Below are 24,207 nucleotides of genomic sequence, written 5' to 3' on the forward strand. Positions count from 1 at the left end.
TGGGTGGGAGTAGCGCGATCCGCGCCCTCCACTTTGCTCTGGAACGACAAAGAACGCCGTCGAGGGCTCTTTGGTACTTGTACGTATCAACAGCGAGGATGTCATGGCAGGATCGGGTACGACCACCCCTGGACCCTCGGCGGAGGCGCACCGGCGCAGGCTGCTCGGGGCCGTGCTCCAAGTGGTCGCCACCAAGGGCTACGCCGACACCACGATCGGTGACGTCGTGGCGCGGGCGATGGTGTCGCGGCGGACCTTCTACGAGTGCTTCGCCGACAAGGAGGAGTGCTTCGTCACCGCCTACGAGGGGGCGTCCGAGGCCGTGCTGCGCCGCATCGACGAGTCGGTGGACCCGCGCGACGACTGGGTCCGGCGCCTGGAGACCGGGGTCGGGGTCTACCTCGCCGCGGTCGCCGCCGACCCGTCCGTGATCACCGTGTTCGTGGTCGAGATCGTCCGCGCCGGACCGCGCGCCCTGGCCGCCCGGCGGCGGGCCTACCGGCGCTGGGCGGCGGTCCTGGGTCAGGTCAGCGAGCGCGCCGCGATGCTGGGCGAGGACATGTGGCAGGCCGCGCTCGCGGCGATCAACGAGCGGGTGCTCATCGCGGCCGAGCGCCAGGAGGTGTCTGGCGACGCCGTGCGGGCCGACGTCATGGATGTCCTGCTGTCCCTGCTGACCGCACCGGGGCGCGACCCCGCGCCCTGACCTGCCGCGGGCACGACTCCCCGACCTCCCGAGGTCGGGCGCACCCGTTCGCCCTCCGTCGAGCCGAATAATCGCCATTTGCGGAAATCGATCGTCAAGGTATCGAACGGCTGAACTCTTTCACTCGCTGGTACCGGGCGTTCGCGACCGGGGTGGAGTACGTTTCTCGGTGTTCTTCGGTCGAGCAACGCATTGCCCGTCGTCGGTGATGGGATCGCGGTCTCGTTGTGCACCGGCGGGCAAAATCCGGTGAGCGTTCTTGAGGAGTCGTCACAGTGCTCGGCCACGTCGAACTCGCCGCGTCCACGGCGATGTACGGCGTGGGGATCGTCGCCCAGCGCGCCGCGGCCCGGCGCGCGGTGGACTCCGCGCCCGCCGTGGGCTCCGCGGGGGTCGGGCTGTTCGCCCGGCTGGTCCGCGACCGGCTCTACCTGGTCGGGTTCGCCGCCCAGGTGGGCGGTTTCCTGCTCGCCTTCCTCGCCCGCGCCTCGCTGCCGCTCTACCTGGTGCAGGCCGGGGCGTCGTGCGCGGTCGGGCTGGCCGTCGTCGTCGGGTTCCTGGCGCTGGGGTGGCGGGTGCGGGTGGTGGAGGTGGTCGTCCTGCTGGTCATGGCCTTCGGGCTGGTGCTGCTGGCCGCCTCGGCGGCGCCGTCGCCCGCCCGCCCCCTGCCGCCCGGGGCCGACCTGTTCCTGCTCGCGGCGGTGGCCGCCATCGCCGTCCTGGCCGTGCTCGCCTGCCGGTCCGCCGCGGTGACGTCGCTGGTCGTGCTCGCCGGGGCGGCGTTCGCGGTGGTCGCGGTCAGCGGCCGGTCGCTGGCCGCCGGACCGCTCGCGCAATTGCCGCTGCGCCCCCTGGCGTGGGTGATGGTGGCCGCCGCGCTCGTCGGGCAGGCGTGCCTGTCCGTGGGGCTCTCCCGCTCCTCGTCCACGGCCGCGGTGGCGCCGATGGACGCCGTCACCGTGGTGCTGACCTCCGCGGTGGGCCTGGCCGTGCTGGGCGACCGGGTCGTGCCGGGGCGGCAGTGGTGGGTGGTCGCGGGCCTGCTGTCCGTCCTGCTCGGCGTGGTCGTGCTGGGGCTGGTCTCCCGCGCGGTGGCGCCCGCGGTCGTGCCCTCGGAGGCGGTGTGAGCGACCGGCCCGTCGCCAGCCTCTCGCTGGACCTGGACAACCTGTGGGCCTACCGCAGGACCCACGGGGACCCCGACTGGGCGCGGATGCCCAGCTTCCTGCCCACCGCGGTGCCCCGGCTGCTGGAGGTCTTCGGCGAGCACCGGGTGCGGCCAACGGTGTTCGTCGTCGGCGCCGACGCCGAGCGCGAGGACGGTGCGAAGGCCGTCGCCGCGATCACCGCCGCCGGGTGCGAGGTCGCCAACCACTCCCACGGCCACGAACCCCGGCTGCACCGCTACAGCCGCGCCCGGCTCGACGAGGAACTGGGCCGGACCGAGGAGGCCATCGTCGCGGCGGGCGCCCCCAGGCCGCGCGGCTTCCGCGGACCGGGCTACAGCGTCTCCAGCGCGCTCCTGGCCGCGCTGGTCGACCGGGGCTACACCTACGACGCGAGCACGCTGCCCACCTGGATCGGCCCGCTGGCCCGCCGCCACCACAACCGCGGCACCCGGGCCGGGGCGTCCGAGAGCCGCGACGAGCTGTTCGGCGGCGTCGGCCGGGTGTGGGCGCCGAACACCGCCTACCGGTGGCGGGTCGGCTCGCACACCGGGCTGGCCGAGCTGCCGGTGACGACGATGCCGCTGGCGCGCGTCCCCGTCCACGGCGCCTACCTCCTGCACCTGCACCAGGCCTCACCCCGGCTGGCCAGGGCCTACTTCGCCTCGGCGCTGCGGCTGTGCCGCGCCCTCGGGGTCGCCCCATCGCTGCTGCTGCACCCCACCGACGTGCTCGGCGGCGCCGACGCCCCGGGCATGGAGTTCTTCCCCGGCATGGCGGTGCCCACCGGGGAGAAGGTCGCCCTGCTCGGGTGGGTGCTCGCCGAGCTGGGCAGGCACTTCGAGGTGGTCGGCACCGGCGAGCACCTGCGCCGCGGCGGCGTGCCCCGGCGCGTGCGCGACGCCCGCCTCGCGGAGCGCGGCTGGTGAGCGCGCCCCCGCTGGTGGTGCGCGGAACCCGCTCCGCTGCCACCGCCTCGACGTGGTGGCTGCGCGCACTGGCCTGCGCCGCGGTGGCGCTGGCCCCGGTGGAGGGCTACCTCACCGCCGTGCACGGGCAACTGGCGAAGCTGGCGCCCGCCCTGCTGATCGTGTCCTACGTGGTGGTCCGGGTGCGGCAGCGGCGGGTTCCCCTGGTGCACCCGCTGCACCTCGTCCTGGCGGCGCTCACCGCGCTGCTGCTGGTCTCGGCCGCGGCGCACACCCAGGCGCCGTTCGCCTGGGAGTACACCCAGCGGTGGCTGCCGTTCCTCGTGCTCACCGCGCTGCTGGTCGACCTGGCCGCGCGCGAGGTGACCGTGCGCGCGCTGATGGGGGCGTACGTGTGCGGGGCCGTGGTGGCCGGGGCGGGCGCGCTCTACAGCCTGGTCGTCGAGGGCTCCCCGAGGGCGACCGGCCCGTTGCAGGACCCGAACGACCTGGCCTTCGTCCTCGCGGTGGCCCTGCCCCTGCTGATCGCGCTGCGCCCGGGGCGCGGGGCGCGCGGCGCCCCGGTGGCCCTGCTCGTGGGTGCCGCGGTCGTCCTGCTCGCCGGGATGGCCGCGACCTTCTCCCGTGGCGGGGGACTGGCGCTGCTGGCCGCCGGGACCTGGCTGCTGGCGCGGCGGGCGCTGCCGCCGCGCGCGGTGGCCGTCGCCTTCACCGGGCTCGCCGCGCTCGTCGCCGCCGCCGTGGCCACCGGGGGGCAGGTGTTGGCGCGGGCGTTGCAGGAAAAGAGCTTCATCGCCGCGTCCAATGTGGACACCCGGGAGATCCGGTGGCGCGCGGCCCTGCGGATGCTCGCCGAGAACCCGGTCCTCGGGGTGGGGCCGGGCGGCTTCCGCAGCGGGTACGCCGCGTTCTCGCACAACGCCGAGATCGCCGAGCAGACCCCGGTCGCGCACAACATGTTCATCGAGGTGGCCGCCGAACTCGGCCTGCCCGCCTTCGCGCTGTTCGCCGGGATGGCCGCGGTGGCGCTGGTGGCCGCCGAACGCGTCCTGCGCGCGGGCGCGGACCGCGCGCCGATGCTCGCCGTGCAGGCGGGCCTGATCGCCACGGCGGTCGCCTCGTGCTTCCTGTCCGAGCAGTACTACCTGCCGTTGTGGCTGCTGGTGGCGCTCGCCGCGGCGGCCGATCTGCGTGTTCGTCGAAGAAAGGTTCTCGGTGCGGGTTCTTCACGTGATCAGTGAGATGGGCAGCGGGGGCGCCGAGGCGCTGGTCGCGGGCATGGTCACCGCGGGCGGTGAGTTCGGCTGGGAATCGGCCGTGGCCAGCGGTGGCGGCTACCGGGCCGAGGCGCTGCGCGGGCGCGGGGTGTCCACGTTCCCGGTCCCGGTGCCCCGCCGCCGGGCGGGCGGCCTGCTGCGGGCGGCCACCGCGACCAAGGCGGCCCTGCGCGGCTTCGCCCCCGACGTCGTGCTCGCCCACAACGTGTCCGCCAGCGTGGTGACCAGGCTCGCCATGCTCCCCGGGCGCAAGCCGCCGCTGCTGACGGTCTTCCACGGGGTCGCCGACACCGACTACGGCGCCACCACCCGCATCCTGCGGCACACCTCCGCCGCGGTCGTCACCGTGGCCACCGCGACCGCCGACCGGCTCCGGGTGGCGGGACTGCGCACCCCGGACCCGGTCGTGATCCCCAACGCGGTCTTCCCGCACACGCCCACCCGCAACGGCGCCGCGGTCCGCGCCTGCCTCGGGATCGCGCCGCGCATCCCGGTGGCGCTGTGCGTGGCCCGCCTGGAACCGCAGAAGCGCCACGACGTGCTGCTGCGCGCCTGGGCCGCCCTCGACGGCGACGCGGTGCTGCTGCTGGCGGGCGACGGCAGCCTGCGCGGCGAGCTGGAGCGGCTGCGCGACGAACTCGGCCTCGGCGACGGCGTCCGGTTCCTCGGCGACCGCGACGACGTCCCCGACCTGCTGACCGCCGCCGACCTCACCGTCCTCACCAGCGACTGGGAGGGGATGCCCATCGCCGTGCTGGAGTCGCTGGCGGCGGGCCGGGCGGTGGTGGCGACCGACGTGGACGGGGTCCGCGAAGTCCTCGAACCCGGTGGCGGCCTCCTGGTCCCCCGCCGCGACCCGGCCGCGATCGCCGACGCCCTGCGGGCGCTGCTGTTCGACCCGGACGAGCGGGCCGCCGTCGCCGCGGCCGGGCGCGAGGCCGCGCACCGCGGGCACGACCCGCGGGCGCTCATGGCCTCCTACGACCGGCTCCTGCGCGGCGCCCTGGCGGGGGTGCGCCGATGAACGCGCTCGCCGCGGTGCGCCGGGTGCTCGGCCGGATCGGGCGACCCACCGTCGAGGGCGTGGGCGTCGGGGTGCTCGTCGGCGCGCTCGTGCTGGTGGCGGGCGCCGGGCAGGACGACCAGTACGAGGGCCGCGTCGGCCTGCTCGTGGTGCCTGCGGCGGCGAAGGCCGACGGCACCGGGGAGGTTGCCTACGGCGAGGTCGTCGCCCTGGCGCTGCCCGCCCTGGTCGAACTGGCCCGGACCCCCTCGGTGTTGCAGGCCGCCGCCACGGCGACCGGGACCTCCACCGAGGACCTGGCCGCGCACGTGGCCGTGGAACTGGTCCCGGCCTCGGGCCTGACCAGGCTGTCGCTGCGCGGCTCCTCCGCCGAGCAGGCCGCCGCCGCCGTCCTGGCCGTCGCCAGGGAGCTGATGCGGGCGGACCTGCTGGCCCCGGCGGGCACGCTGCGGCTGCTCGACGAGCGGCCCGACGTCACCAGGGTGGCCCCGGACTGGGCGCTGATCTGGGGCATGGCCCTGGTCGCGGCCGTGGTCGCGGGGGTGGCGACCGCCGCGCTGCGCTCCCTGCGCGGGACCGGCGCCGACACCCGCGCCGTGCGCGCGGCGCTGGCCGGTGCGGGCGTGCACCACCGGGTGGCCACCCTGCGCGAGGCCGACCCGGCGCTGCACGAACGGCTCCTGGCCCTGTGCACCGCGGCGGCCCGACCGGCCCAGGTGGTGGCGGTCGCCCCGGACCTCGGCAAACGCGCCCGGAGCATGACCCGGCGGCTGGCCGAGGCCGGTCAGGGGACCGCCGAGGGCGCCGCGGTGGTCGCGATGACCCACGGCGGTCGCAGGCGCCAGGACGAACTGGCGACCGTGCTCTCGGTGTTGCCCACTTCCTCGACCCTGGTGGCGGTGGTGCTGGCATGAACGCCCCGATGACCCGATCCCGCTCCGCGCTGCTCACCGCCGTCGCGGCCGTGCTGGGCGCGGCAGGCGCCTGGTGGGCGCTGCGCCCGGCGTGGCAGGTGCCGCTGCCGACCGGGGCCAACCTGGCCGAGGTGCGGATGCAGGACTTCCGCGACGCGCTCTACTTCCCGATCCGCGAATTCCTCGCGGGCGGCAACCCCTACGACCCGGCGGTGATGTTCGGGAACTGGCCGGTGCGCCAGGGCTTCAACCTCTACCAGCCCTACCACCTGGTGCTGCACCTGCCGTTCGCGCTGGGGGACTACCACGTCGGCGCCGTGGCCTACGGCCTCACGTCGGTGCTGCTGCTGGTGCTGCTCGCGGCGCTGGCGGCCAGCCGGGTCCGCCTGCGGGTCCCGCTCCCGCTGGCCCTGGGCACGGCGGTGATCGCCGCGCTGCTGGTGTTCAGCCAGGTCGGCAAGGCCCAGCTCTACCTCGGGCAGGTCAACCCGCTGGTCGCCCTCGGTGCGGCCGGGGCGCTGGCGCTGCGGTCGAGTTCCCCGCGCTTGGCGTCGCTCGCCCTGGCGGTGGCCTGGCTCAAACCGCAGTTCGGGCTCCCGCTCACCGTGCTGCTGCTGGCGCGCGGGTCGCGGCGGGTGGCGCTGACCGGGACCGCGCTCGCCGCGGCCGCGAGCCTGCCGGTGGTCGCGCTGCTCGTCGTGCGCGGCGGCGGCATCGGCCCGTTCCTCGACGCCATCACGGCCAACCTCGCCAACGCCACCGGCACCGACTACGGCGCGGTGGATTCCCCGACCGCCCAGCGGGTCGACGTCGCCGCGGTGTTCTTCCGCCTCACCGGGTGGCTGCCACCGGGCATCGAGCCCGCCGTGCTGCTCGGCGTCCTCGGGGTGAGCGCGGTGCTCGTGCGGCGGCTGGACGCCCTGGCCGACACCGACTCCGGGTTCGACACGGGCGCGGTGGCCGACCTGCTGACCGGCGTGGCCGTGGTGGTCGCCGTGGTCCACCAGCCCGGTGACGTGCTGCTGGCGGTGCCCGCCATGGCCGCCGCGGCGGTGGCGTGGCGCCGCAGGCGGTGGCGCGTGGCCGGGTTGGCGCTGGTCGCGCTGGCCGTGCCCTTCCTGCACCTGCACGTGGTGGACACCGCGATCAGCGCCGTGCTCGGCGGCCGGGCCTCGGTGACCGTCGACGGCGTCGCGGTGATCGCGGCCTGGGTGCTGCTGGTCGCCTTCGCCGTCCGGGCCACGAGGACCCCCCGACCCGCCGCGGCGGACCTGTCCGCGGGGACGACCGCGTGACCGGGGTGCTGGGCGCCCGCGCGATGCGCGGATCGCTGTGGCTGGGGCTGACCAACGTGCTCAGCAAGGGCAGCCAGGCCGTGGTGACGCTGGCGCTGGCGGCCCTGCTCACCGAGGGCGAACTCGGCTCGGTGGCACTGACCGTCGCGCTGGTGAACATCGGCCAGGTGGTGCAGTCCATGGGCGTCTACGACGTCATCAGCCGCACCGAGGGCGACCCGAAGCGGGTCGCGGGCACCGTGCTGACCCTCAGCGTGGGCGTCAGCGCCGCCCTCGCCCTGGCGCTCGCGCTCGCCGCGCAGCCGATCGCGACCGCCGTGGGCGGGCCGGAAGCGGCCTCCCTGGTGCGGTTGGCGGCGGTGAGCCTGCCGTTCTCGGCGATCGGCGGCGTGCAGATGGCCCTGATGCACCGCGACCTGGACTTCCGCCGCCGCCTCCTGCCCGACGCCGGGAGCGCCATCCTGGGCGCCCTGGTCACGGTCCTGCTGGCGCTCAACGGGTGGGGGCCGCAGTCGGTGGTGATCGGCGTGGTCGCCACGGCGGTGGCCCAACCGCTGCTCGGCGCCGCGATGGGCGTGCGGTCGGTCCCCGGCTGGGACACCGCCGCCGCGCGGGAGTCCCTGCGCTGGATCGCCGTCGTGGGCCCGGCCGCGATCGTGGCCATCCTGCTGGTGAACCTCGACTACCTGGCCATCGGCCGCGTGCTGGGCCCCGACGCGGTCGGGCTGTACTCGCTGGCCTACCGGATCGCCTGGATGCCCTACATCGCCGTGGCCGTCGTGCTCGGCGCGGTCGCCTTCCCGGTGTTCACCACGCTGCTGCGCACCCGCCGCCGCGACGAGCTGCCCACGGCGGTCAGCCGGTTCACCAGGGCGGTCCTGGTCCTCACCGGCGGGCTGTACCTGATCACCGCCCTGCTGGCGGACCGGGTGACCCTGCTCGGCGAACGCTGGGCACCCGCCGCCGGGGTGCTGGTGCTGCTCTGCGCCTACGGAGTGGCGATCAGCATCCTCCAGGTCTGGTACCAGGCGATCAAGGCCGCCGGGCACCCCCGGCGCTACCTCGCGCTGGAGACCGCCCACCTGGTCGCGTTCACCGCGGGCCTGATGTTCGCCACCCGGCACGGCATGGCCGCCGTCGCGCTCACCCAGGTGGTCGTCGCCTGGGCGCTGGTCGCCCTCACCTGGTGGGTGATGGTGCGCTCGGCGGTGGCCTTCCCGCTCGCCGAACTGACCCGCATGGGGGCGGGCGTGGCCTGCTCCGGGCTGCTGTGCGCGGCGGCGGCACTGGTCATGACCGTGGTCGGCGTGCCCCAGACCCTCGGGGGAACGCTCGTCGAAGGCGCGGTGCTGGTGCTGGTCTACACCGGTGCCACCCTGCTGACCCAGCGCGGCACCCTGAGCGAGCTGCGCGCGGTCAGCCCACGGCCTTCCCGCGACACCCCCGCGCGCACGGGGGACCGCCGGTGAAGGTCGTGCACGTGACCCAACCGGTGGAGGCGGGCGTGGCCGCTGTGGTCCTGCACCTGGCCGTCGCCCAGCGGGACCTCGGCTGGTCGGTCGGCATCGCCTGCCCGCCGTCGGGTTGGCTGCCCGAGCGGGCCCGCGCCGTGGGAATCCCGGTCCACCCCTGGCCCGCGACCCGCGGACCGGGGCCGGGCACCCTGGCCGAGACGACCGCGCTGCGCCGCCTCCTGACCGCCGCCGCGCCCGACCTGGTGCACCTGCACAGCTCCAAGGCCGGGCTGGCGGGCAGGCTCGCCCTGCGCGGCGGCAGGCCGACGATCTTCCAACCGCACCTGTGGTCGTTCCAGACCGCCGACGGCCCGCTGGCCCTGGCCTGCTCGCGGTGGGAGCGGCTGGCCTCCCGCTGGACCCACCACCTGGTCTGCGTCAGCGACGACGAACTCGCCGCGGGCCGCGCCGCGGGCGTCATTACCGACGCGGAAGTGGTGTGCAACGGGGTCGACACCACCCACCTGCGGCCGGGGGACCGGGCAGCCGCACGACGACGCCTGGGCCTCCCGGCCGACGCGCCCACCGCGGTGTGCGTCGGCCGCCTGGCCCACCTCAAGGGGCAGGACCAGTTGCTCTCCGCCTGGCCGTCGGTCCTGGCCGAGGTGCCCGACGCCCGCCTCCTGCTGGTGGGCGACGGCCCGATGGGTGCCGCGTGGCGGACCGGGCACCCGGCGGGCGGGCACGCGTCGGTGCGGTGGTGGGGCCACAGCCCCGCCCCGGCCGACTTCTACACCGCCGCCGACGTGGTCGTGGTGCCCTCCCGGGCCGAGGGGATGGCCCTGGTGCCCCTGGAGGCCATGGCCTGCGGGCGCCCGGTGGTGGCCTTCGACGTCGGCGGGGTGCGCCAGAGCGTGGCCGCTCCCGGCGCGGTGGTCCCCGCCGGGGACACCGGCGCACTGGCCGCGGCGGTCACCCGGCGGCTGACCGACCCGGCACTGGCGGCCGCGGAGGGGTGCCGGGGCAGGCAGCGGGTCGAGCACCTGTTCAGCCTCGACCGGATGACCGACCAGGTCGCCACCCTCGTCGACAAACTCGTCCCCTCGGGAGGAACACCGTGACCCGGCGCCTGCGCGTGGCCCACCTGCTCACCCAAGACCGCGGCGGCCCCGTGGACGTCACGCTGGACCTGGCCGCGGCGCTCCTGGCCACCGGCGAGGCCGACGTCCGGATCTTCGGCCCACCGCCCGCCCGGGGCACCGACGCGATCGCGGGCCACCACGAACCGGTCGACCTGCCCCGCAAGGGCGACCTCGCCGCCGGGCTGCGGGTGCGCGACGCGCTGCTGGCCTGGCAGCCGGACGTGGTCCACGCCCAGGACCGCCGCGCGGGCCTCGTCGCGGCGAGCCTGCGGCGGCGGCTCCCGGTCGCCCACACCTACCACGGCGTGCCCGACGACGTCGGCGAGCCGTGGTTCCGCCGCCAGTCCGGTGCCCTGGGGCCCTCGGCCTACACCCGCGTCGTGCTCACCGCCGACTCCGCGCTCACCCGCGCCCTCGACCGCACGGTCGTCCCCTCGCCCACGATGGCCCGCTTCCTCCGCGATCGCCTGCGCGTGCCCGCCGAGCGGATCACCCACATCGACAACTGCGTGCGGCTGCCGGAGAGCTCCCCACCCACCGATCCCGTGCGGCGCCTGGTGTTCGCGGGCCTGCTGGTGGAGCGCAAGGGGCTGCTGGACCTGCTGGAAGCCCTGGCCACCCCCGGCACGATGCCCGCGGGCGCCACGCTGACCGTGGTCGGCGACGGCCCCCAGCGGCAGACCGCCCAGCGGCGGGCCCGCCGCCGCGACCTGGCCGGGCGGGTGCAGTTCCTGGGCTTCCGCGCCGACGTGCCGCGGTTGCTGCGCGAGCACGACGCGCTGGTGCAGCCGTCGCGGATGGAACAGCAACCGCTGGTCGTCGCCGCGGCGATGGCGGCGGGCAAACCGGTGCTGGCGACCGACACCGGCGGGGTGGCCGACATGCTCGCCGTCCCGGGCGCGGTGCCCTACTTGGCCGAACCCGGGAACGTCGCCGACCTGGCACGCGTGCTGCGCGCCTTGTTCGCGGATTCCGACCCCGGTCGCACCGGCAGGCTGCTCGCCGCCCGCGCCCGGGAGCGGTTCGCGCCCGAGGTCTGCGCGGACCGCCACCTGGCGTTGTACGGGGAACTGCTGCGGTCCCGCGAAGACCGCGGGCAGCCGGTGCCGGTCAGGGAGCGGGAACGGAGCTAGGAACGGGACCAGGGGTGGGGATGGCGGTGGGCGTGGGAACCGGAACGGCGCTGGGCGCGGGGATGGAAGTGGGAACGGCGGACGTGGGCGCGGGAACGGACGTGGGGGTGGGCGCGGGCGGGGCGTTGAGCAGCACGGCGCCGTCCGCCGCGGCCAACTCCAGGTCGGTGACCGCTCGCCCGTCCAGGTCGACCAGCCCGGTCGGCGGGGTGACGCGCACGCTCGCGGCCGTGGGGTTCACCGCGACCCAGCCCCGGGTGAACCGCCGGGTCCACACACCGTTGCCCTGGCGGCCCGCCGCGTCGACGGCCTCCCCGAGGTCGATCTGCTGGTAGCGCGACCACTCGGCGTTCATGTAGGTGGGCGTGGTGGCGCCCAGCCAGCAGGTGTAGGGACCGGCCAGCAGGGCGGCGCTGGCGTACCCGGCGCGTTCGCCCCGGACGTCGTTCACGCGGGTCACCAGCAGCAGCCAGGACTCGCCGAGGGCGGCCTGGGCGCGCAGCTCCTTCCACTCGTTGCCCTGGAAGGTCAGCAGTTCCCCGGTGCCGCCGTCGTCGTGGAAGCCGAAGTTCTCCTCCATGGCCCCGCTGAACCGGGAGTGCGCGGTCCAGCGGCCCGGGATCAGGTGCGTCTCCGACACGTTGGGCACGAAGATCTTTCCCGCGTCGCGCAGTGATCCGCCCGCCACGCCCAGGAACGCGTCGAGGCCCTCGCGCAGCACCCGGTCGGTCTCGGCGGTGTCCTTGGTGCCCTTCAGCACGGCGGGGGAGTAGTGGCTCAGGGAGTTGAAGTCGTTGTCCGCCAACACCCCGTCCCACCCCTCCCGGACGACCTCCTCGGTGACCGCGGCCGCCCACGCCTTCTGGTAGGCCGGGTCCCACACGGTCATCTGCCAGTGCTTGGGGTAGCCCCGCCACTCGATGCGCCGCCCGGCGGTGTCCTCGGCGAACCACTCCGGGTGCGTCTTCCGCGCCGCGTTGTACCCGATGCCGCTGGGCAGCCGGTCGGCGTCGGTGTCGCCGTTCACCGCCCCGGGGTAGTTGCGCGTGCTCGACAGGTCCTTGTAGACCAGGATCTTGACCTTCGGGTTCAGCTTGCGCAGCTTGCGCATGGCCTCGGCCTCGGTGGCGTTGAACACCACCAGGTCGTAGCGCTTGGCCGCGAGCGCGAGTTCGGCGTCCGCCGGCGGTTTGCCGATGCCGTACCACCACGCGCACGGCGCCAGCGGGACCGGCGAGGGCTTGGCGGGCTGTTCCGCCCACCCGGACGAGCACCCCGAACCGGGGCCGCACAGGACCAGGACGAGCGCGCAGAGCAGCACGTGCCCCACCCGGCGGCTCACCGATTTCCGCGCCACAGCAGCTCCCCCACGGTCAACAGCACGATCTTCAGGTCCAGCCACAGCGACCAGTTGGCGATGTAGTAGTTGTCGTACCGGGACCGGTCGGCGATCGAGGTGTCGCCGCGCAGGCCGTTCACCTGGGCCAGGCCGGTCAACCCGGTGGGCACCCGGTGCCGCGCCCAGTACAGCTCGTGGATGGCGGAGAACTCGCGCACGAACCCGGGCCGCTCCGGGCGCGGTCCGACGATGGACATGTCGCCGCGCAGGATGTTCCAGAGCTGCGGCAGTTCGTCGAGCGACGTGCGGCGCAGGAAGCGCCCCACCGGGCCCACCCGGTCGTCGCCGACCACCGACCACCGGCTCTGCGAGTCGTCGACGCGGCCCTGGCGGACGCTGCGCAGCTTGAAGATGGTGAAGGTGCGGTTGTCCATCCCCACCCGGACCTGCCGGAAGATGATCGGCCGACCGCTCTCCAGCAGCACCGCCACCGCGCACAGGGCGATCACCGGCGCCAGCGCGACCAGCGCCGTGGCGGCGAGCACCACGTCGACGCCGCGCTTGACCCACCAGCTCGGGCGGCTGGTGGGCGCGGTGCTCAGCCGCATCAGCGGGTAGCCGCGCAGCCGCTCCACGTCGAGCCCGTCGGGGCACAGCTCGAACATGCGGGGGACCACGAGGGTGGTGCAGCCCAGGCGGTGCGCGGTGATGGCGGAGTCGACGACGGGGGACTCCTGGGCGTGGGAGAAGGCCAGGACGACCGTGCCCGCCCGCTCCCGCCGGATCGCCGTGGCCAGGTCCTCGTCGAGGAGGGGGGCGGGCAGGCGGTCGTGGTCGGTGTCGCAGTGCGGGTCGATGAAGCCCACCGGCCGCAGCCCGTACTCGGGGTGCTGGAGCATGGTCCGCACCAGGTCGACCCCGACCTTGCCCGCGCCGACCACGATCGACCGGTCGCAGCGGTCGAACCGGCGCCTGCACCAGCGGCCGAACGCGAACACCAGCAGCCGGGCGACCTCGCTCGCCCCCGCGAAGAGCAGCACGGTCCCCTGCACCGCCGTCGCCGCGGCGGTCTGGTGCCCGACCAGCAGCGCCAGGCAGGTGCTCAGCGCGAAGGCGGTCATGGTCGTGGTCATCGACCGCGGCAGGTCGTGGAACCACGACAGCCACAGGCGCCTGCGGTAGACGCGCCCGCTGGTGCGCACCCCCAGCAACGCGCCCGCGGTGACGAGCGCCCACCCCGGGTTCGGCTCCACGACCGCGGCCGCGCCCGCGAAGGCCAGCACGTCGACCACGACCAGCAGCACCGCCACGGCGTTGACCCGGCGCAGCACGTCCTGCAGCGGCGTCTCGCGCGCCGGTCGCCCGGGCAGCCTCGGCGACCACCGCCGGACGGGCACCGGGGTCGTGGCCGTCGCGGTCACCTCCGCCACCGCGATCCGCCCTCCGGGCGTGTCCGGTCGAGCCGCCCCGCTGCCGCCGGTGCACCCCCGGCCGCGTCCCACCGCATCCTGCGATCCTCTCCTCCCGCACCGATCCGGTGATGTCGTCGCGAGTGCCGCGATCGAAGGTTCGTCGCGTTTCCGGTCCTTCGGGGCCCGCACCGACAGGACCATGGTTCTCCATTCGAGTGAACTCAGCGCATCCGTTTCGCTGTGTCACTCTTTGGGGGTAGGAAAATCCCCCGGTCGGTGACAGTTTCGCGTGGACACTCGGATCTCATTGTCGTCCGCTGGCACATTTTCGCAGCACAGGGAAAGCTTCGGCGAGTCGGTCGGACATCCGCCGGCCCCCGGGGGCGGACCATTCCGCCGCCATTCGACGACGAACTACGACAAGAGGACCTGTGGCACTGGAAGAAACTCAGCCGCGCGTCGTGTCGATCCCGCTCCCGCGCCCGGTCGAGGTGACCGGGCCCGCGCGCGACGGCGGCCGGACGCACGTCGTGCTGCCCGCCTACAACGAGGCGGCGAACCTGCCCGCGCTGCTCGACCGGTTCGCCGCGCTGGAGTTCGCCGACGGGGTGACCGTCTGGGTGGTCGACGACGGTTCGTCCGACGACACCGCGGCCGTGGCGCTCGGCGCCGCCGGGGTGGATCTCCAGTTGGTGCGCCACGAGGTGAACCGCGGCCTAGGCCAGGCCGTGCACTCGGGGCTGCGGGCGGTCCTTCGGGTGGCCCACCCGGACGACATCGTGGTGGTGATGGACGCCGACGACACCCACGACCCCGCCCTGATCGAACCGCTGTGGGCGGAGGTCGCCGCCGGGGCCGACGTGGTCATCTGCTCGCGCTTCGTCGACGGCGGCGACGACGCCACCGCCCCGCCCGTGCGCAGGCTGCTGTCCCGCTGCGCCGCCGCGCTGTTCCGGCGGATCGTGGCGGTGGAGGGCGTGGCCGACTTCACCAGCGGCTTCCGCGCCTACCGGGTGAGCCTGCTCGACCGCGCCGCGCGCCACTGGGGCGAGCGGCTGGTCGAGGAGAAGGGCTTCGCGTGCATGGTGGAGCTGCTGCTCAAGCTGCGCCACTGCGAACCGGTGATCAGGGAGGTGCCGCTGCTGCTGCGCTACGACCGCAAGCGCGGGGCGAGCAAGCTGCGGCTGCGCCGCACCCTGGCGCAGTACCTGCGGCTGCTGGTCCGCGACCGGCTCGCGCCGCCGCCGCACTGGGCGCTGCGAGGCCCCGGTGCGTGACTCGCCCGACCACGTCGTCGTCCTCGGCGGCGGCATCTGCGGTCTCGCCGCCGCCCACGGCCTGGCCCGCGCGGGCAACCGGGTCACCCTGCTGGAGGGCAGCGACCAGCTCGGTGGGCTGGGCACGTTCTTTCCCTGGCGCCAGGCGTGGGTGGAGCGCTTCTACCACTGCGTCATGCCCACGGACGACGACCTCCTGGAGTTGTTGGGGGAACTGGGGTTGCGCGACGAGGTGCGGTGGCGCCGCACCAGGATGGGCATGGTCGTCGACGGCCGCCACCACCCGTTCAACACGGCCGGGGACCTGCTGCGCTTCACCCCCCTCGGCCCGGTGGACCGCCTGCGCTTCGGTGTCGTCTCGCTGCTGCTGCGCAGGCTCGGCAAGGGCAAGGACCTCGACACCACGCGGACCGAGGACTGGCTGCGCGGCCTCTACGGCGAGACGGTGTGGACGACCCTGCTGGCACCGATGTTCGGCTCCAAGTTCGGCGCGTCCTTCGGCGACGTGCCTGCGCTGTACGTGTGGCAGCGGCTGGGACGGGAGAGCAACGTCTCCACCCGCGGCTACCCCATCGGCGGCTACAAGCGGATCATCGACACCCTGGCCGCCGCCCTGCGCGCCGCCGGGGTCGACGTGCGCACCCGCGCACCCGCGGTGGGCATGTCCACCACGACCACCTCGGCCCGGATCACCACCGCGGGCGGCGAGGTCCTCGACGCCGACCGCGTGGTGTCCACGCTGCCGCTGCCCCTGCTGCGCGGCATCGCCGACGCCGACCTCGCCGACCACCTGCCGTGCCCGTCGGTGTCCTACCAGGGCGTGGTCAACGCGGCGTTCTTCCTCAAGCGCCCGCTGTCCGGGCACTACTGGACACCGGTCCTGCGCTCCGGCACGGACTTCGACGGCGTCGTGGAGATGTCCGCCCTCACCGGAACCACCCCGTACGAAGGCCGCCACCTCGTCTACGCCATGCACTACACCGACCGGGGATCACCGCTCTACCTGGAGGACGACCGCACCCTCGCCCACCGCTGGACCGAACAACTGGTCACCCTCTACGCCGACTCAGGCCTCACCGCCGACGACGTGGAGGAGGTGCGCGTGTTCAAGGCACCGTTCGTCGAACCGGTGTACCCCCTGGGTTTCCTCGCGTCCCAACCCGCCGTCCGCGTTCCCGGCGCACCGGTGTTCCTGGCCACCACCGCGCACGTCTACCCGGACGTCACAAGCTGGAACTCCAGCGTCCGCCTGGCGAAGCGGGTCGTGGCCCTGATGGGCGAGGCACCCACCACCCCACCCGCGGCGAAACCCCTCCACCCATCAGAACCAACCCGCACGGCCTAGCCAGGGGTCTGTCCTCAAGGCCAGCCCCCCACGAACCGGCGGCTCGGCCAAGCGACTACCAGGGTGGGTGGATGTGCGCTGGCCAGCCCACCACCCCGAAAACCGGCGACCCGGCTACGCAACTGCCAGGGTGGGCGGAGGCGCTTGCCCACCGGCCACCCCGAAAACCGCCGCCCCGGCGACCGAATGCCCGGGTGGGTGGATGCCCCGAACGCAGGCCGACCACCCCGAAAACCGCCAGCCCGACCAAGCAACTGCCCGGGTGGGTGGAGGTCCTGAACGCAGGCCGACCGCCCCGAGAACCGGCGGCCCGGCTGCGCGACTGCCCGGGTGGGTGGATGTGTTTGGCCGGGGGTGGCGATCATGTGACAGCCTCTCTGGGCGGTGGGGCATCTTTTCAGCCCCACCTGACACGCTGGAGCACATGATCGCCATAGGGGCCCCGGCCAAACACATCCACCCAGCCGGGCACCACCCACACAAAGACCGGACATCCCGGCCAAGCGCACCCACCCACCCCGGCAAGCCCAAAACCGGGCTTCGACGCTGTGCTACCCCACCGCGTGCGCAACCAGAGGCCGCCCGTCCACGTCGTGCCCGCGGGCCAGCGCGTCGACAGCGGAGGCGATGCGCAGCGACGGCGATCCCGTCCCGTACGGCGAGGGGATCTCCCGCAGCCGCGCCCGGTGCCGCCCGACGTCGTCCAGCCACCGCAGGACCTCCGTCCGGATGCGGGGGCCGGGCGGCACCAGCGTGCCGAAGCTGCCCTCGATCTCAGGCCGCTCCGTGCTGCGCCGCACCACCACGATCGGGCGCTTGAGCACGCTGACCTCCTCCTGCAGGCCGCCCGAATCCGACACCACCACCGCGGCGTTGCGGGCCAGGGCCAGGAAGGCCGGGTAGGACTGCGGTTCGATGGTGCGCAGGGCGGCGAGGCAGTCCCGCAGCCCGAACGCCGTGACGCGCTTGGCCGTGCGCGGGTGCAGCGGCAGCACCACCGGCAGCGGCAGGTTGCCCAGTTCGGCCAGGATCGTGCGCAGCGCCCCGGGGTCGTCCACGTTCTCCGGGCGGTGGATCGTCGCCAGGACGTAGTTGTCCGCCGCCAACCCGTGCGCGGCCAGCAGCGCGCCTTCCTCCTCGACCCCGGGCAGCGCGGCCGCGAGCGCCTCGACGACGGTGTTGCCGGTCACCGCGATCCGGCCCCGCGGAATCCGCTCGGCGAGCAGGTTGTCCCGGTTGAGGGCGGTCGGCGCGCAGCACAGGTCGGCGAGGTGGTCGATCACCACCCGGTTGTGCTCCTCGGGCATCGCCCGGTCGAAGCTGCGCAACCCCGCCTCGACGTGCACCAGCGGCAGGTCGTTCGCGTTGGCGGCCAACGCCCCGGCGAGGGCGGAGGTCGTGTCCCCCTGCACCAGCACGACCGCGCCCGGGTGCCCCCCGAGCACCCCGTCGACAGCGTCCACCGCCTGCCCCAACTGGGCACCCCGGCGCATCCCGCCGAGCGCCAGTTCGTGGAAGCTCCCCGGCTCGGCGACGTCGCGGCGGATGATGGAGTACATGGACCGGTCGTAGTGCTGCCCGGTGTAGATCACCGACGCCCGCTCGCCGAAGTGCCGGATCAGCGGCGCCAGCTTGATCAGCTCCGGTCGCGTCCCGCACACCATCGCCACCGTCGCCCGTTGCCCGCCGTGGTGATCGGTACCGCTCGCCGCGGCTCGCGGGGGGACTGACCTGCTCCGCGGTGGCGCGACCCACCCGGAAGGCTCCACGAACGACACGCTGTTTCCTCTCGACGCCCACCCCGGTGCGGCGCCCACCCAGGGATGACGCCGCACTCCCGATCAGGCAACGTACTTCTCCGCGTCCGCCGCCCGTGTGCGTCTCAGTCGATCGAGTGATCCCCTGTGTCGCGCTCCACCGCACCGCGGTCCCGCACTCCACGGCAGGCCGGAGTCCACCGCGTCGAGGATCGGCGGGAAAGCGCCGATTTGGGAGCGCTCCCAGAGCGAATCAACGCCGCTTGGCGGACAAAACTGCAGGTCAAGCGCTGCTCACCCCTGTTAGATGCTCTCAACCGACCTGAGAGGCGCTTGACAGCGGTCAGTAATCCGGCTCACACTCGGCGCATCCTGACTGGGAGCGCTCCCAGTCGCTTGTTCACCCGCCGGGGAGCCCCACTGACGAACCCGGCAGAGACCCCGAGGGGTTGATGTGCGCCAACGAATGCGGAGGGCTGTGGCCCTTTCAGTCGCCATCACGGTCGTGGGCGGGACGCTGGCCGCGTGCGGCGCGGGCGACGCGGACACCGGTGCCGACGGGAAGGTCGAGCTGAGCATCGGCACGTTCACCGAGTTCGGCTACGAAGACCTCCTGGTCGAGTACCAGCGGCTGCACCCGGACATCACGATCAAGCACAACAAGACCGGCCAGGGCGGCCCGTACCACCAGCAGTTGTTCACCAAGCTCGGCGCCAACCGGGGCCTGGAGGACGTGGTCGCGGTCGAGGAGGGCCACCTCTCCGACGTGCTGGCCAAGTCGCGGCTGTTCAACGACCTGGCCGAGATCGGGCCGAAGGACGTGACCGCCGACCGGTGGCTGGACTGGAAGTACAAGGCGGGCACGGACAAGAACGGCGCGCTGATCGGCTACGGCACCGACGTGGGGCCGCTGGCCATGTGCTACCGCAAGGACCTGTTCGAGGCCGCGGGCCTGCCATCGGACCCGGAAGCGGTCAAGCCGCTGTTCGCGACCTGGGAGTCCTACTTCGCCGCGGGTGACCAGTACGTCGCCGGGACCGGCAAGGCGTGGTTCGACTCCGACGCGCAGATCTTCAACGCCATGCACAACCAGTTGCCGACCGGGTTCTTCACCACCGCCGACAGCCTGGACATCGAGTCCAACCGGGACATCCGGGCGAACTGGGACGCGGTCACCGCGGCGGGTGCCCGCGGGCAGTCGGCGAAGCTGACCGCGTTCTCCAACGAGTGGAACTCCGGTTTCAAGTCCGCCGCCTTCGCCACCAAGACCTGCCCGGCGTGGATGCTCGGCGTGATCAAGGGCCAGGCGGGTCCGGAGAACGCGGGCAAGTGGGCGGTCACCGCGGCGTTCCCCGGCGGGGGCGGCAACTGGGGCGGGTCGTACCTGACCGTGCCCAAGCAGAGCGCGCACCCCAGGGAGGCCGCTGAGCTGGCCGCCTGGTTGACCGCGCCGGAACAGCAGGTCAAGGCGTTCGTCAAGACCGGGAACTTCCCCAGCCAGGTCAAGGCGCTGTCCGCGCCGGAACTGATCACGGCCACCGACGCCTACTTCGGCGGGGTCGAGTCCGGCAAGCTCTTCGCCGAGCAGGCGGGCAAGGTCGCCGAACCGCAGTACAAGGGCCCCGGTGACGGGCGCATCCAGGAGACCGTCACCACCCCGGCGTTGCAGGCCGTGGAGCAGGGCACCAGCCAGGCCGAGGGCTGGCAGCGCGTGGTCGACGGCGCGAAGAAGATCGCGGGCTAGCGGGTGGCCGCCGACACCCGGCAGTCCCCGGCTCCCGCACCCGTGCGGGAGCCGGGGCGCCCGCCCCGCCAGGTCTGGCGGGACCGGCTCACCCACTGGGACTACAAGGTCTCGCCCTACCTCTACATCGCCCCGTTCTTCCTCGTCTTCGCCGTGGTCGGGCTGTTCCCTCTGCTCTACACCGGGTACCTGTCGCTGTTCGACCGCGACCTGCTCGACGACAGCCCCACCTTCGTCGGGCTGGGCAACTACCTCGACCTGATGGGTGACGAGCAGTTCTGGAAGTCGCTGGTCAACACGCTCAGCATCTTCCTGCTCTCGACCGTCCCGCAGATCACCATCGCCGTCGGGCTCGCTGCGCTGCTCAACACCCGGCTGCGCGCGCCCACCGGCTGGCGGATCAGCGTGCTGCTGCCGTACGTGGCCAGCCTGGTTGCGCTCGGCATCATCTTCGCCAACCTGTTCGGCCCGCAGTACGGCCTGGTCAACGGCGTCCTGGAAACCCTGGGCCTGGACCGGGTGGACTGGCAGGCCGACCGGTTCTCCAGCCACGCGGCCATCGCGGTCATGGTGAACTGGCGGTGGACGGGCTACAACGCGCTGATCGTGCTCGCCGCGATGCAGGCGATCCCCAAGGACCTGCACGAGGCGGCCACGGTCGACGGCGCGGGCGCGTTCCGCCGGTTCCGGTCGATCACCCTGCCGCTGCTGCGCCCCACGCTGATCTTCGTCGTGGTCACCTCGACCATCGGCGGGTTGCAGGTCTTCACCGAGCCCAAGCTGTTCGACGCCATGCCCGGGTCCAACAACGGCGGCGCGGCCAACCAGTTCCAGACGGTGACCCTCTACATGTACCAGTCCGCGTTCGAGACCCAGCAGCTCGGTTACGCCTCGGCCATCGCCTGGGTGCTGTTCCTGGTGATCATCGTCATCGCGCTGGTCAACTTCCTGCTGACCCGGCGCCTGGCGGACTCCGGGGGTGACCGGTGACCACCACCCTGCCGCGCGCCCTGCGCCGGTCCGCGCGGAGCGAGGAGCGCTCCTCCGGCGGCCGCGCCCGGTTCTGGACCTACGGGCTGCTGCTCGCCTTCGCCGCCGGGTCCGCGTTCCCGTTCTACTGGTCGTTCCTCGTCGCCAGCCGCGACGCGAGCATCCTCACCGACAAGGTGCCGCCGCTGCTGCCGGGCGGGAACTTCCTGGCCAACGCGCAGCGCGTGTTCGACTCGGTGCCGTTCTGGAAGGCGCTCGGCAACAGCGTCGTCGTCTCCGGCACGGTCACCCTCACCACCGTGCTGTTCTCCACGCTGGCCGGGTTCGCCTTCGCCAAGCTGCGCTTCCGCGGTCGCGACGGGCTGTTCCTGTTCGTCGTGGCGACCCTGGCCGTGCCCACCCAGCTCGGCATCATCCCGCTGTACCTGGCCATGTCCGAGCTGGGCTGGGCCGGTGGGTTGCAGGCGGTGATCGTGCCCAACCTGGTGACCGCGGTCGGGGTGTTCTGGATGCGCCAGTACACCGTGGAGGCCGTGCCGTTCGAACTGGTCGAGGCCGCCAGGGTCGACGGCTGCTCGATGATCCGGGTGTTCTGGCACGTGGTGCTGCCCGCGGTCCGCCCGGCCGCGGCGTTCCTGGGCATGTTCACCTTCATGACGAGCTGGAACGACTTCCTCTGGCCGCTGGTCGTGCTCGACGCGGACAACCCGACCGTGCAGTTGGCCCTGGAGCGGCTGCAGTCGGGGTTCTACGTGGACTACTCGCTGGTGCTGGCCGGGACCACCCTGGCCGCCGTTCCCGTGCTCGTCGTGTTCCTCCTGCTCGGCCGCCACATCGTGGCCGGGATCATGCAAGGTGCCGTGAAGGGATGAAACCGTTGTCCGTGCAGAGCGAACCCACCACCGGTGCGCTGGAGTTCCCCCCGGGCTTCACCTGGGGCGCGGCGACCGCCGCGTTCCAGGTGGAGGGTGCCACCACCGCCGACGGGCGCACCGCGTCCATCTGGGACACCTTCTGCCGCGAGCCCGGCCGGGTGCTGGGCGGGCACACCGGTGACCCCGGCGCCGACCACTACCGCCGGGTGGCCGAGGACGTGGCGCTGATGCGCTCGCTGAACCTGGGCGCCTACCGGTTCTCCGTCTCCTGGCCCAGGGTGCGGCCCGACGGCGGCGACCTCAACCCGGCGGGCATCGGCTTCTACGACCGGCTCGTGGACCACCTGCTCGACAACGGGATCACCCCCGTGGCCACCCTCTACCACTGGGACCTGCCGCAGGCCCTGGAGGACCGGGGCGGCTGGGCGCACCGCGACACCGCCGCCCGCTTCGCCGAGTACGCCGAGACCGCCACCGCCGTCCTCGGTGACCGGGTCTCGATGTGGACCACGTTGAACGAACCGTGGTGCTCGGCGTTCCTCGGCTACGGCTCCGGCACCCACGCCCCGGGCCGGTCCGACCCGTCCGCCGCCCTCGCCGCCGCGCACCACCTGCTCCTGGCCCACGGCCTGGCCATGCCGGTGATCAGGGCCAACGCGCGCGACGCGGTCGCCGGGATCACCGTCAACCTGTTCCCGGTGCTGCCCGCGTCGGACTCCGCCGCCGACGCCGACGCCGCCCGCCGGGTCGACGGGTTGCAGAACCGGCTGTTCCTCGACCCGGTGCTGCGCGGCGCCTACCCGGCCGACGTCCTCGACGACGTGCGCCACCTGGGCCTGGCCGGGTGCGTCCGCCCCGGCGACGAGGAGGTGATCGCCGCCCCGGTCGACTTCGTCGGGGTCAACTTCTACCGCGACCACCACGTGGCCGCGGCGGGCGCGGGGGAGCGGGCGGGCGGGGCGTGGCCGGGCAGCGAGGACCTGGTGTTCCCGCCGCGCGACCTGCCGGTGACCGCGCTCGGGTGGGAGGTGCGCCCGGAGGGGCTCACGGAGCTGCTGGTCGGCCTGGACCGCGACTACCCGGGAACGGCCTGGTACATCACCGAGAACGGCGCCGCCTACGACGACGAGCCGGTGGGGGGCGAGGTCGACGACCACGACCGCGTGTCCTACCTGGACGGGCACGTGCGCGCCGCGCACGCGGCCGTCACCGCCGGGGTGGACCTGCGCGGGTACTTCGCCTGGTCGCTGCTGGACAACTTCGAGTGGGCCGAGGGGTACGCCCAGCGCTTCGGCATCGTGCACGTCGACTACGCCACGCAGGTCCGCACCGTGAAACGCAGCGGCCGGTGGTATGCCAAGGTGGCCGCGGACAACCGGGTACCCGGCGGCGCGGAGGTGTGGTGAGCGGACTGGACGCGGGGGAGCGCGACGCGGCGACCCTGGAGGAGGTCGCGCGGATCGCCGGGGTGTCCCGGTCGACGGTGTCGCGGGTGGTGAACAACGCCCCGGGGGTCAGCCCCCGGGCCAGGGCGGCGGTCGTCGAGGCGATCGCCGCCACCCGGTACGTGCCCAACCAGGTCGCCCGCAACCTGGCCACCCGGCGCACCAACACCGTCGCCCTGGTGGTCTCCGAGGACGGCGAACGGGTCTTCGGCGACCCGTTCTTCGCCGGGGTGCTGCGCGGCGTGTCGGCCACCCTGGCCGACGCGGACCGCCAACTGGTCCTGATGATGAGCCACGGCGGCGACCACGAGCGGCTGGAGCAGTACCTGGCCGCGGGCCACGTCGACGGCGCCGTGGTGGTCAGCCTGCACGGCATGGACCCGATGCCCCAGCGCCTCGCCGACTCCGGGGTGGCGGTGGTGCTGCTGGGCCGCCCGCTGGCCGCCACCACCGTCGCCCACGTGGACGCGGACAACCTCGGCGGCGCCCTGGCCGCCACCCGCCACCTGGCCGCCACCGGCCGCACGCGGATCGGCACCATCGCGGGCCCGCAGGACATGGGCGCGGGCATCGACCGCCTCCTGGGCTGGCGCCGCGCCATGGGCGAGCTGGGCCACCGCACCGACGCGGTCGCCCACGCCGACTTCACCGTCGAGGCGGGCGCGGCGGCCATGGCCACCCTGCTCGCCGGGCACCCCGACCTGGACGCGGTGTTCGCTGCGGCCGACCTGCTGGCGGTCGGTGCGCTGCGCCACCTCACCGCCGAGGGCATCCGCGTCCCCGACGACATCGCCCTGGTCGGATTCGACGACTCGGTGCTGGCGACCACCACCACCCCGAGGCTGACCACGGTCCGCCAACCGGTGGAGGAACTGGGCCGCACCACGGCGTGGCGGCTGCTGGCCCAGCTCTCCGGGGAGGAGAACCTGCCGCTGTCGATGCTGCTGCCCACCGAACTGGTGGTCCGCGAGTCAAGCTGAGCG

General features: G+C 73.8%; 20 protein-coding genes. 17 read left to right on the forward strand and 3 right to left on the reverse strand.

The features are described 5' to 3' along the window. The first annotated feature begins 103 nt into the window (after positions 1-103). From DFQ13_RS03005 to DFQ13_RS03050, 10 genes are all read left to right on the forward strand, one after another. Complete coding sequence (locus tag DFQ13_RS03005; protein WP_110078691.1) at positions 104-706, forward strand: TetR/AcrR family transcriptional regulator; 603 nt, start codon at positions 104-106, stop codon at positions 704-706. Between the two features lie 275 nt (positions 707-981). Further along, a complete protein-coding gene (locus tag DFQ13_RS03010; RefSeq protein ID WP_110078692.1) occupies positions 982-1,833 on the forward strand; it encodes a hypothetical protein in 852 nt (283 codons plus the stop codon). Then, positions 1,830-2,801: a polysaccharide deacetylase family protein gene (locus DFQ13_RS03015; RefSeq protein WP_110078693.1), complete on the forward strand. Its 972-nt coding sequence runs from the start codon at positions 1,830-1,832 to the stop codon at positions 2,799-2,801. The genes DFQ13_RS03010 and DFQ13_RS03015 overlap by 4 nt, the downstream gene beginning before the upstream one ends. Next, positions 2,798-4,042: an O-antigen ligase family protein gene (locus DFQ13_RS03020; protein ID WP_233438234.1), complete on the forward strand. Its 1,245-nt coding sequence runs from the start codon at positions 2,798-2,800 to the stop codon at positions 4,040-4,042. The genes DFQ13_RS03015 and DFQ13_RS03020 overlap by 4 nt, the downstream gene beginning before the upstream one ends. Continuing rightward, positions 4,032-5,102, forward strand: coding sequence for a glycosyltransferase (locus tag DFQ13_RS03025; RefSeq protein ID WP_233438235.1), 1,071 nt, complete (start codon positions 4,032-4,034; stop codon positions 5,100-5,102). Before DFQ13_RS03020 ends, DFQ13_RS03025 begins: the two co-directional genes overlap by 11 nt. Further along, positions 5,099-6,016: a hypothetical protein gene (locus tag DFQ13_RS03030; protein ID WP_110078695.1), complete on the forward strand. Its 918-nt coding sequence runs from the start codon at positions 5,099-5,101 to the stop codon at positions 6,014-6,016. The genes DFQ13_RS03025 and DFQ13_RS03030 overlap by 4 nt, the downstream gene beginning before the upstream one ends. Then, positions 6,013-7,311, forward strand: coding sequence for a glycosyltransferase 87 family protein (locus tag DFQ13_RS03035; protein ID WP_233438236.1), 1,299 nt, complete (start codon positions 6,013-6,015; stop codon positions 7,309-7,311). Before DFQ13_RS03030 ends, DFQ13_RS03035 begins: the two co-directional genes overlap by 4 nt. Beyond that, positions 7,308-8,780, forward strand: coding sequence for an oligosaccharide flippase family protein (locus tag DFQ13_RS03040; protein ID WP_233438237.1), 1,473 nt, complete (start codon positions 7,308-7,310; stop codon positions 8,778-8,780). Before DFQ13_RS03035 ends, DFQ13_RS03040 begins: the two co-directional genes overlap by 4 nt. Before the next feature lie 11 nt (positions 8,781-8,791). Beyond that, positions 8,792-9,886 carry a glycosyltransferase gene (locus DFQ13_RS03045; RefSeq protein WP_233438238.1) on the forward strand — a complete coding sequence of 365 codons (1,095 nt, stop codon included), beginning with the start codon at positions 8,792-8,794 and terminating at the stop codon, positions 9,884-9,886. Then, positions 9,883-11,040, forward strand: a complete 1,158-nt coding sequence (locus DFQ13_RS03050) for a glycosyltransferase family 4 protein (RefSeq protein WP_233438239.1) — start codon at positions 9,883-9,885, stop codon at positions 11,038-11,040. The genes DFQ13_RS03045 and DFQ13_RS03050 overlap by 4 nt, the downstream gene beginning before the upstream one ends. Here the strand turns inward: DFQ13_RS03050 and DFQ13_RS03055 are convergent. Together DFQ13_RS03055 and DFQ13_RS03060 are read right to left on the reverse strand one after the other, a co-directional pair. Then, positions 11,018-12,397 (reverse strand): putative glycoside hydrolase, encoded by a 1,380-nt coding sequence (locus tag DFQ13_RS03055; RefSeq protein WP_110078697.1) that lies wholly within the window; start codon positions 12,395-12,397, stop codon positions 11,018-11,020. The genes DFQ13_RS03050 and DFQ13_RS03055 overlap by 23 nt on opposite strands. After that, positions 12,379-13,800, reverse strand: a complete 1,422-nt coding sequence (locus tag DFQ13_RS03060; protein ID WP_233427860.1) for a sugar transferase — start codon at positions 13,798-13,800, stop codon at positions 12,379-12,381. The genes DFQ13_RS03055 and DFQ13_RS03060 overlap by 19 nt, the downstream gene beginning before the upstream one ends. A 452-nt stretch (positions 13,801-14,252) precedes the next feature. On the opposite strand from DFQ13_RS03060, the gene DFQ13_RS03065 reads away from it, so the two are divergent. Continuing rightward, positions 14,253-15,068 carry a glycosyltransferase gene (locus tag DFQ13_RS03065; protein WP_233427859.1) on the forward strand — a complete coding sequence of 272 codons (816 nt, stop codon included), beginning with the start codon at positions 14,253-14,255 and terminating at the stop codon, positions 15,066-15,068. Then, positions 15,061-16,413, forward strand: a complete 1,353-nt coding sequence (locus DFQ13_RS03070) for an FAD-dependent oxidoreductase (protein WP_110078699.1) — start codon at positions 15,061-15,063, stop codon at positions 16,411-16,413. The genes DFQ13_RS03065 and DFQ13_RS03070 overlap by 8 nt, the downstream gene beginning before the upstream one ends. Positions 16,414-16,964: 551 nt before the next feature. Here DFQ13_RS03070 and wecB read toward each other — a convergent pair. After that, on the reverse strand, positions 16,965-18,077 hold the full coding sequence (gene wecB / locus DFQ13_RS03075) for a non-hydrolyzing UDP-N-acetylglucosamine 2-epimerase (RefSeq protein WP_110078700.1): 1,113 nt from the start codon (positions 18,075-18,077) through the stop codon (positions 16,965-16,967). A gap of 559 nt (positions 18,078-18,636) precedes the next feature. On the opposite strand from wecB, the gene DFQ13_RS03080 reads away from it, so the two are divergent. The 5 genes from DFQ13_RS03080 to DFQ13_RS03100 are packed head-to-tail and all read left to right on the forward strand — an operon-like array spanning position 18,637 to position 24,204. Further along, complete coding sequence (locus DFQ13_RS03080; RefSeq protein ID WP_110078701.1) at positions 18,637-19,914, forward strand: ABC transporter substrate-binding protein; 1,278 nt, start codon at positions 18,637-18,639, stop codon at positions 19,912-19,914. 42 nt (positions 19,915-19,956) lie between these two features. After that, entirely contained in the window at positions 19,957-20,904 is a 948-nt protein-coding gene (locus DFQ13_RS03085) for a carbohydrate ABC transporter permease (RefSeq protein WP_233438254.1), read from the forward strand. 8 nt (positions 20,905-20,912) lie between these two features. After that, positions 20,913-21,776 carry a carbohydrate ABC transporter permease gene (locus DFQ13_RS03090; RefSeq protein WP_110078828.1) on the forward strand — a complete coding sequence of 288 codons (864 nt, stop codon included), beginning with the start codon at positions 20,913-20,915 and terminating at the stop codon, positions 21,774-21,776. Further along, positions 21,773-23,185: a GH1 family beta-glucosidase gene (locus tag DFQ13_RS03095; RefSeq protein ID WP_110078703.1), complete on the forward strand. Its 1,413-nt coding sequence runs from the start codon at positions 21,773-21,775 to the stop codon at positions 23,183-23,185. The genes DFQ13_RS03090 and DFQ13_RS03095 overlap by 4 nt, the downstream gene beginning before the upstream one ends. Then, entirely contained in the window at positions 23,182-24,204 is a 1,023-nt protein-coding gene (locus tag DFQ13_RS03100) for a LacI family DNA-binding transcriptional regulator (protein ID WP_233427766.1), read from the forward strand. The genes DFQ13_RS03095 and DFQ13_RS03100 overlap by 4 nt, the downstream gene beginning before the upstream one ends. Positions 24,205-24,207: the final 3 nt, after the last annotated feature.

This window comes from Actinokineospora spheciospongiae, from assembly GCF_003182415.1.
Lineage (GTDB): Bacteria > Actinomycetota > Actinomycetes > Mycobacteriales > Pseudonocardiaceae > Actinokineospora > Actinokineospora spheciospongiae.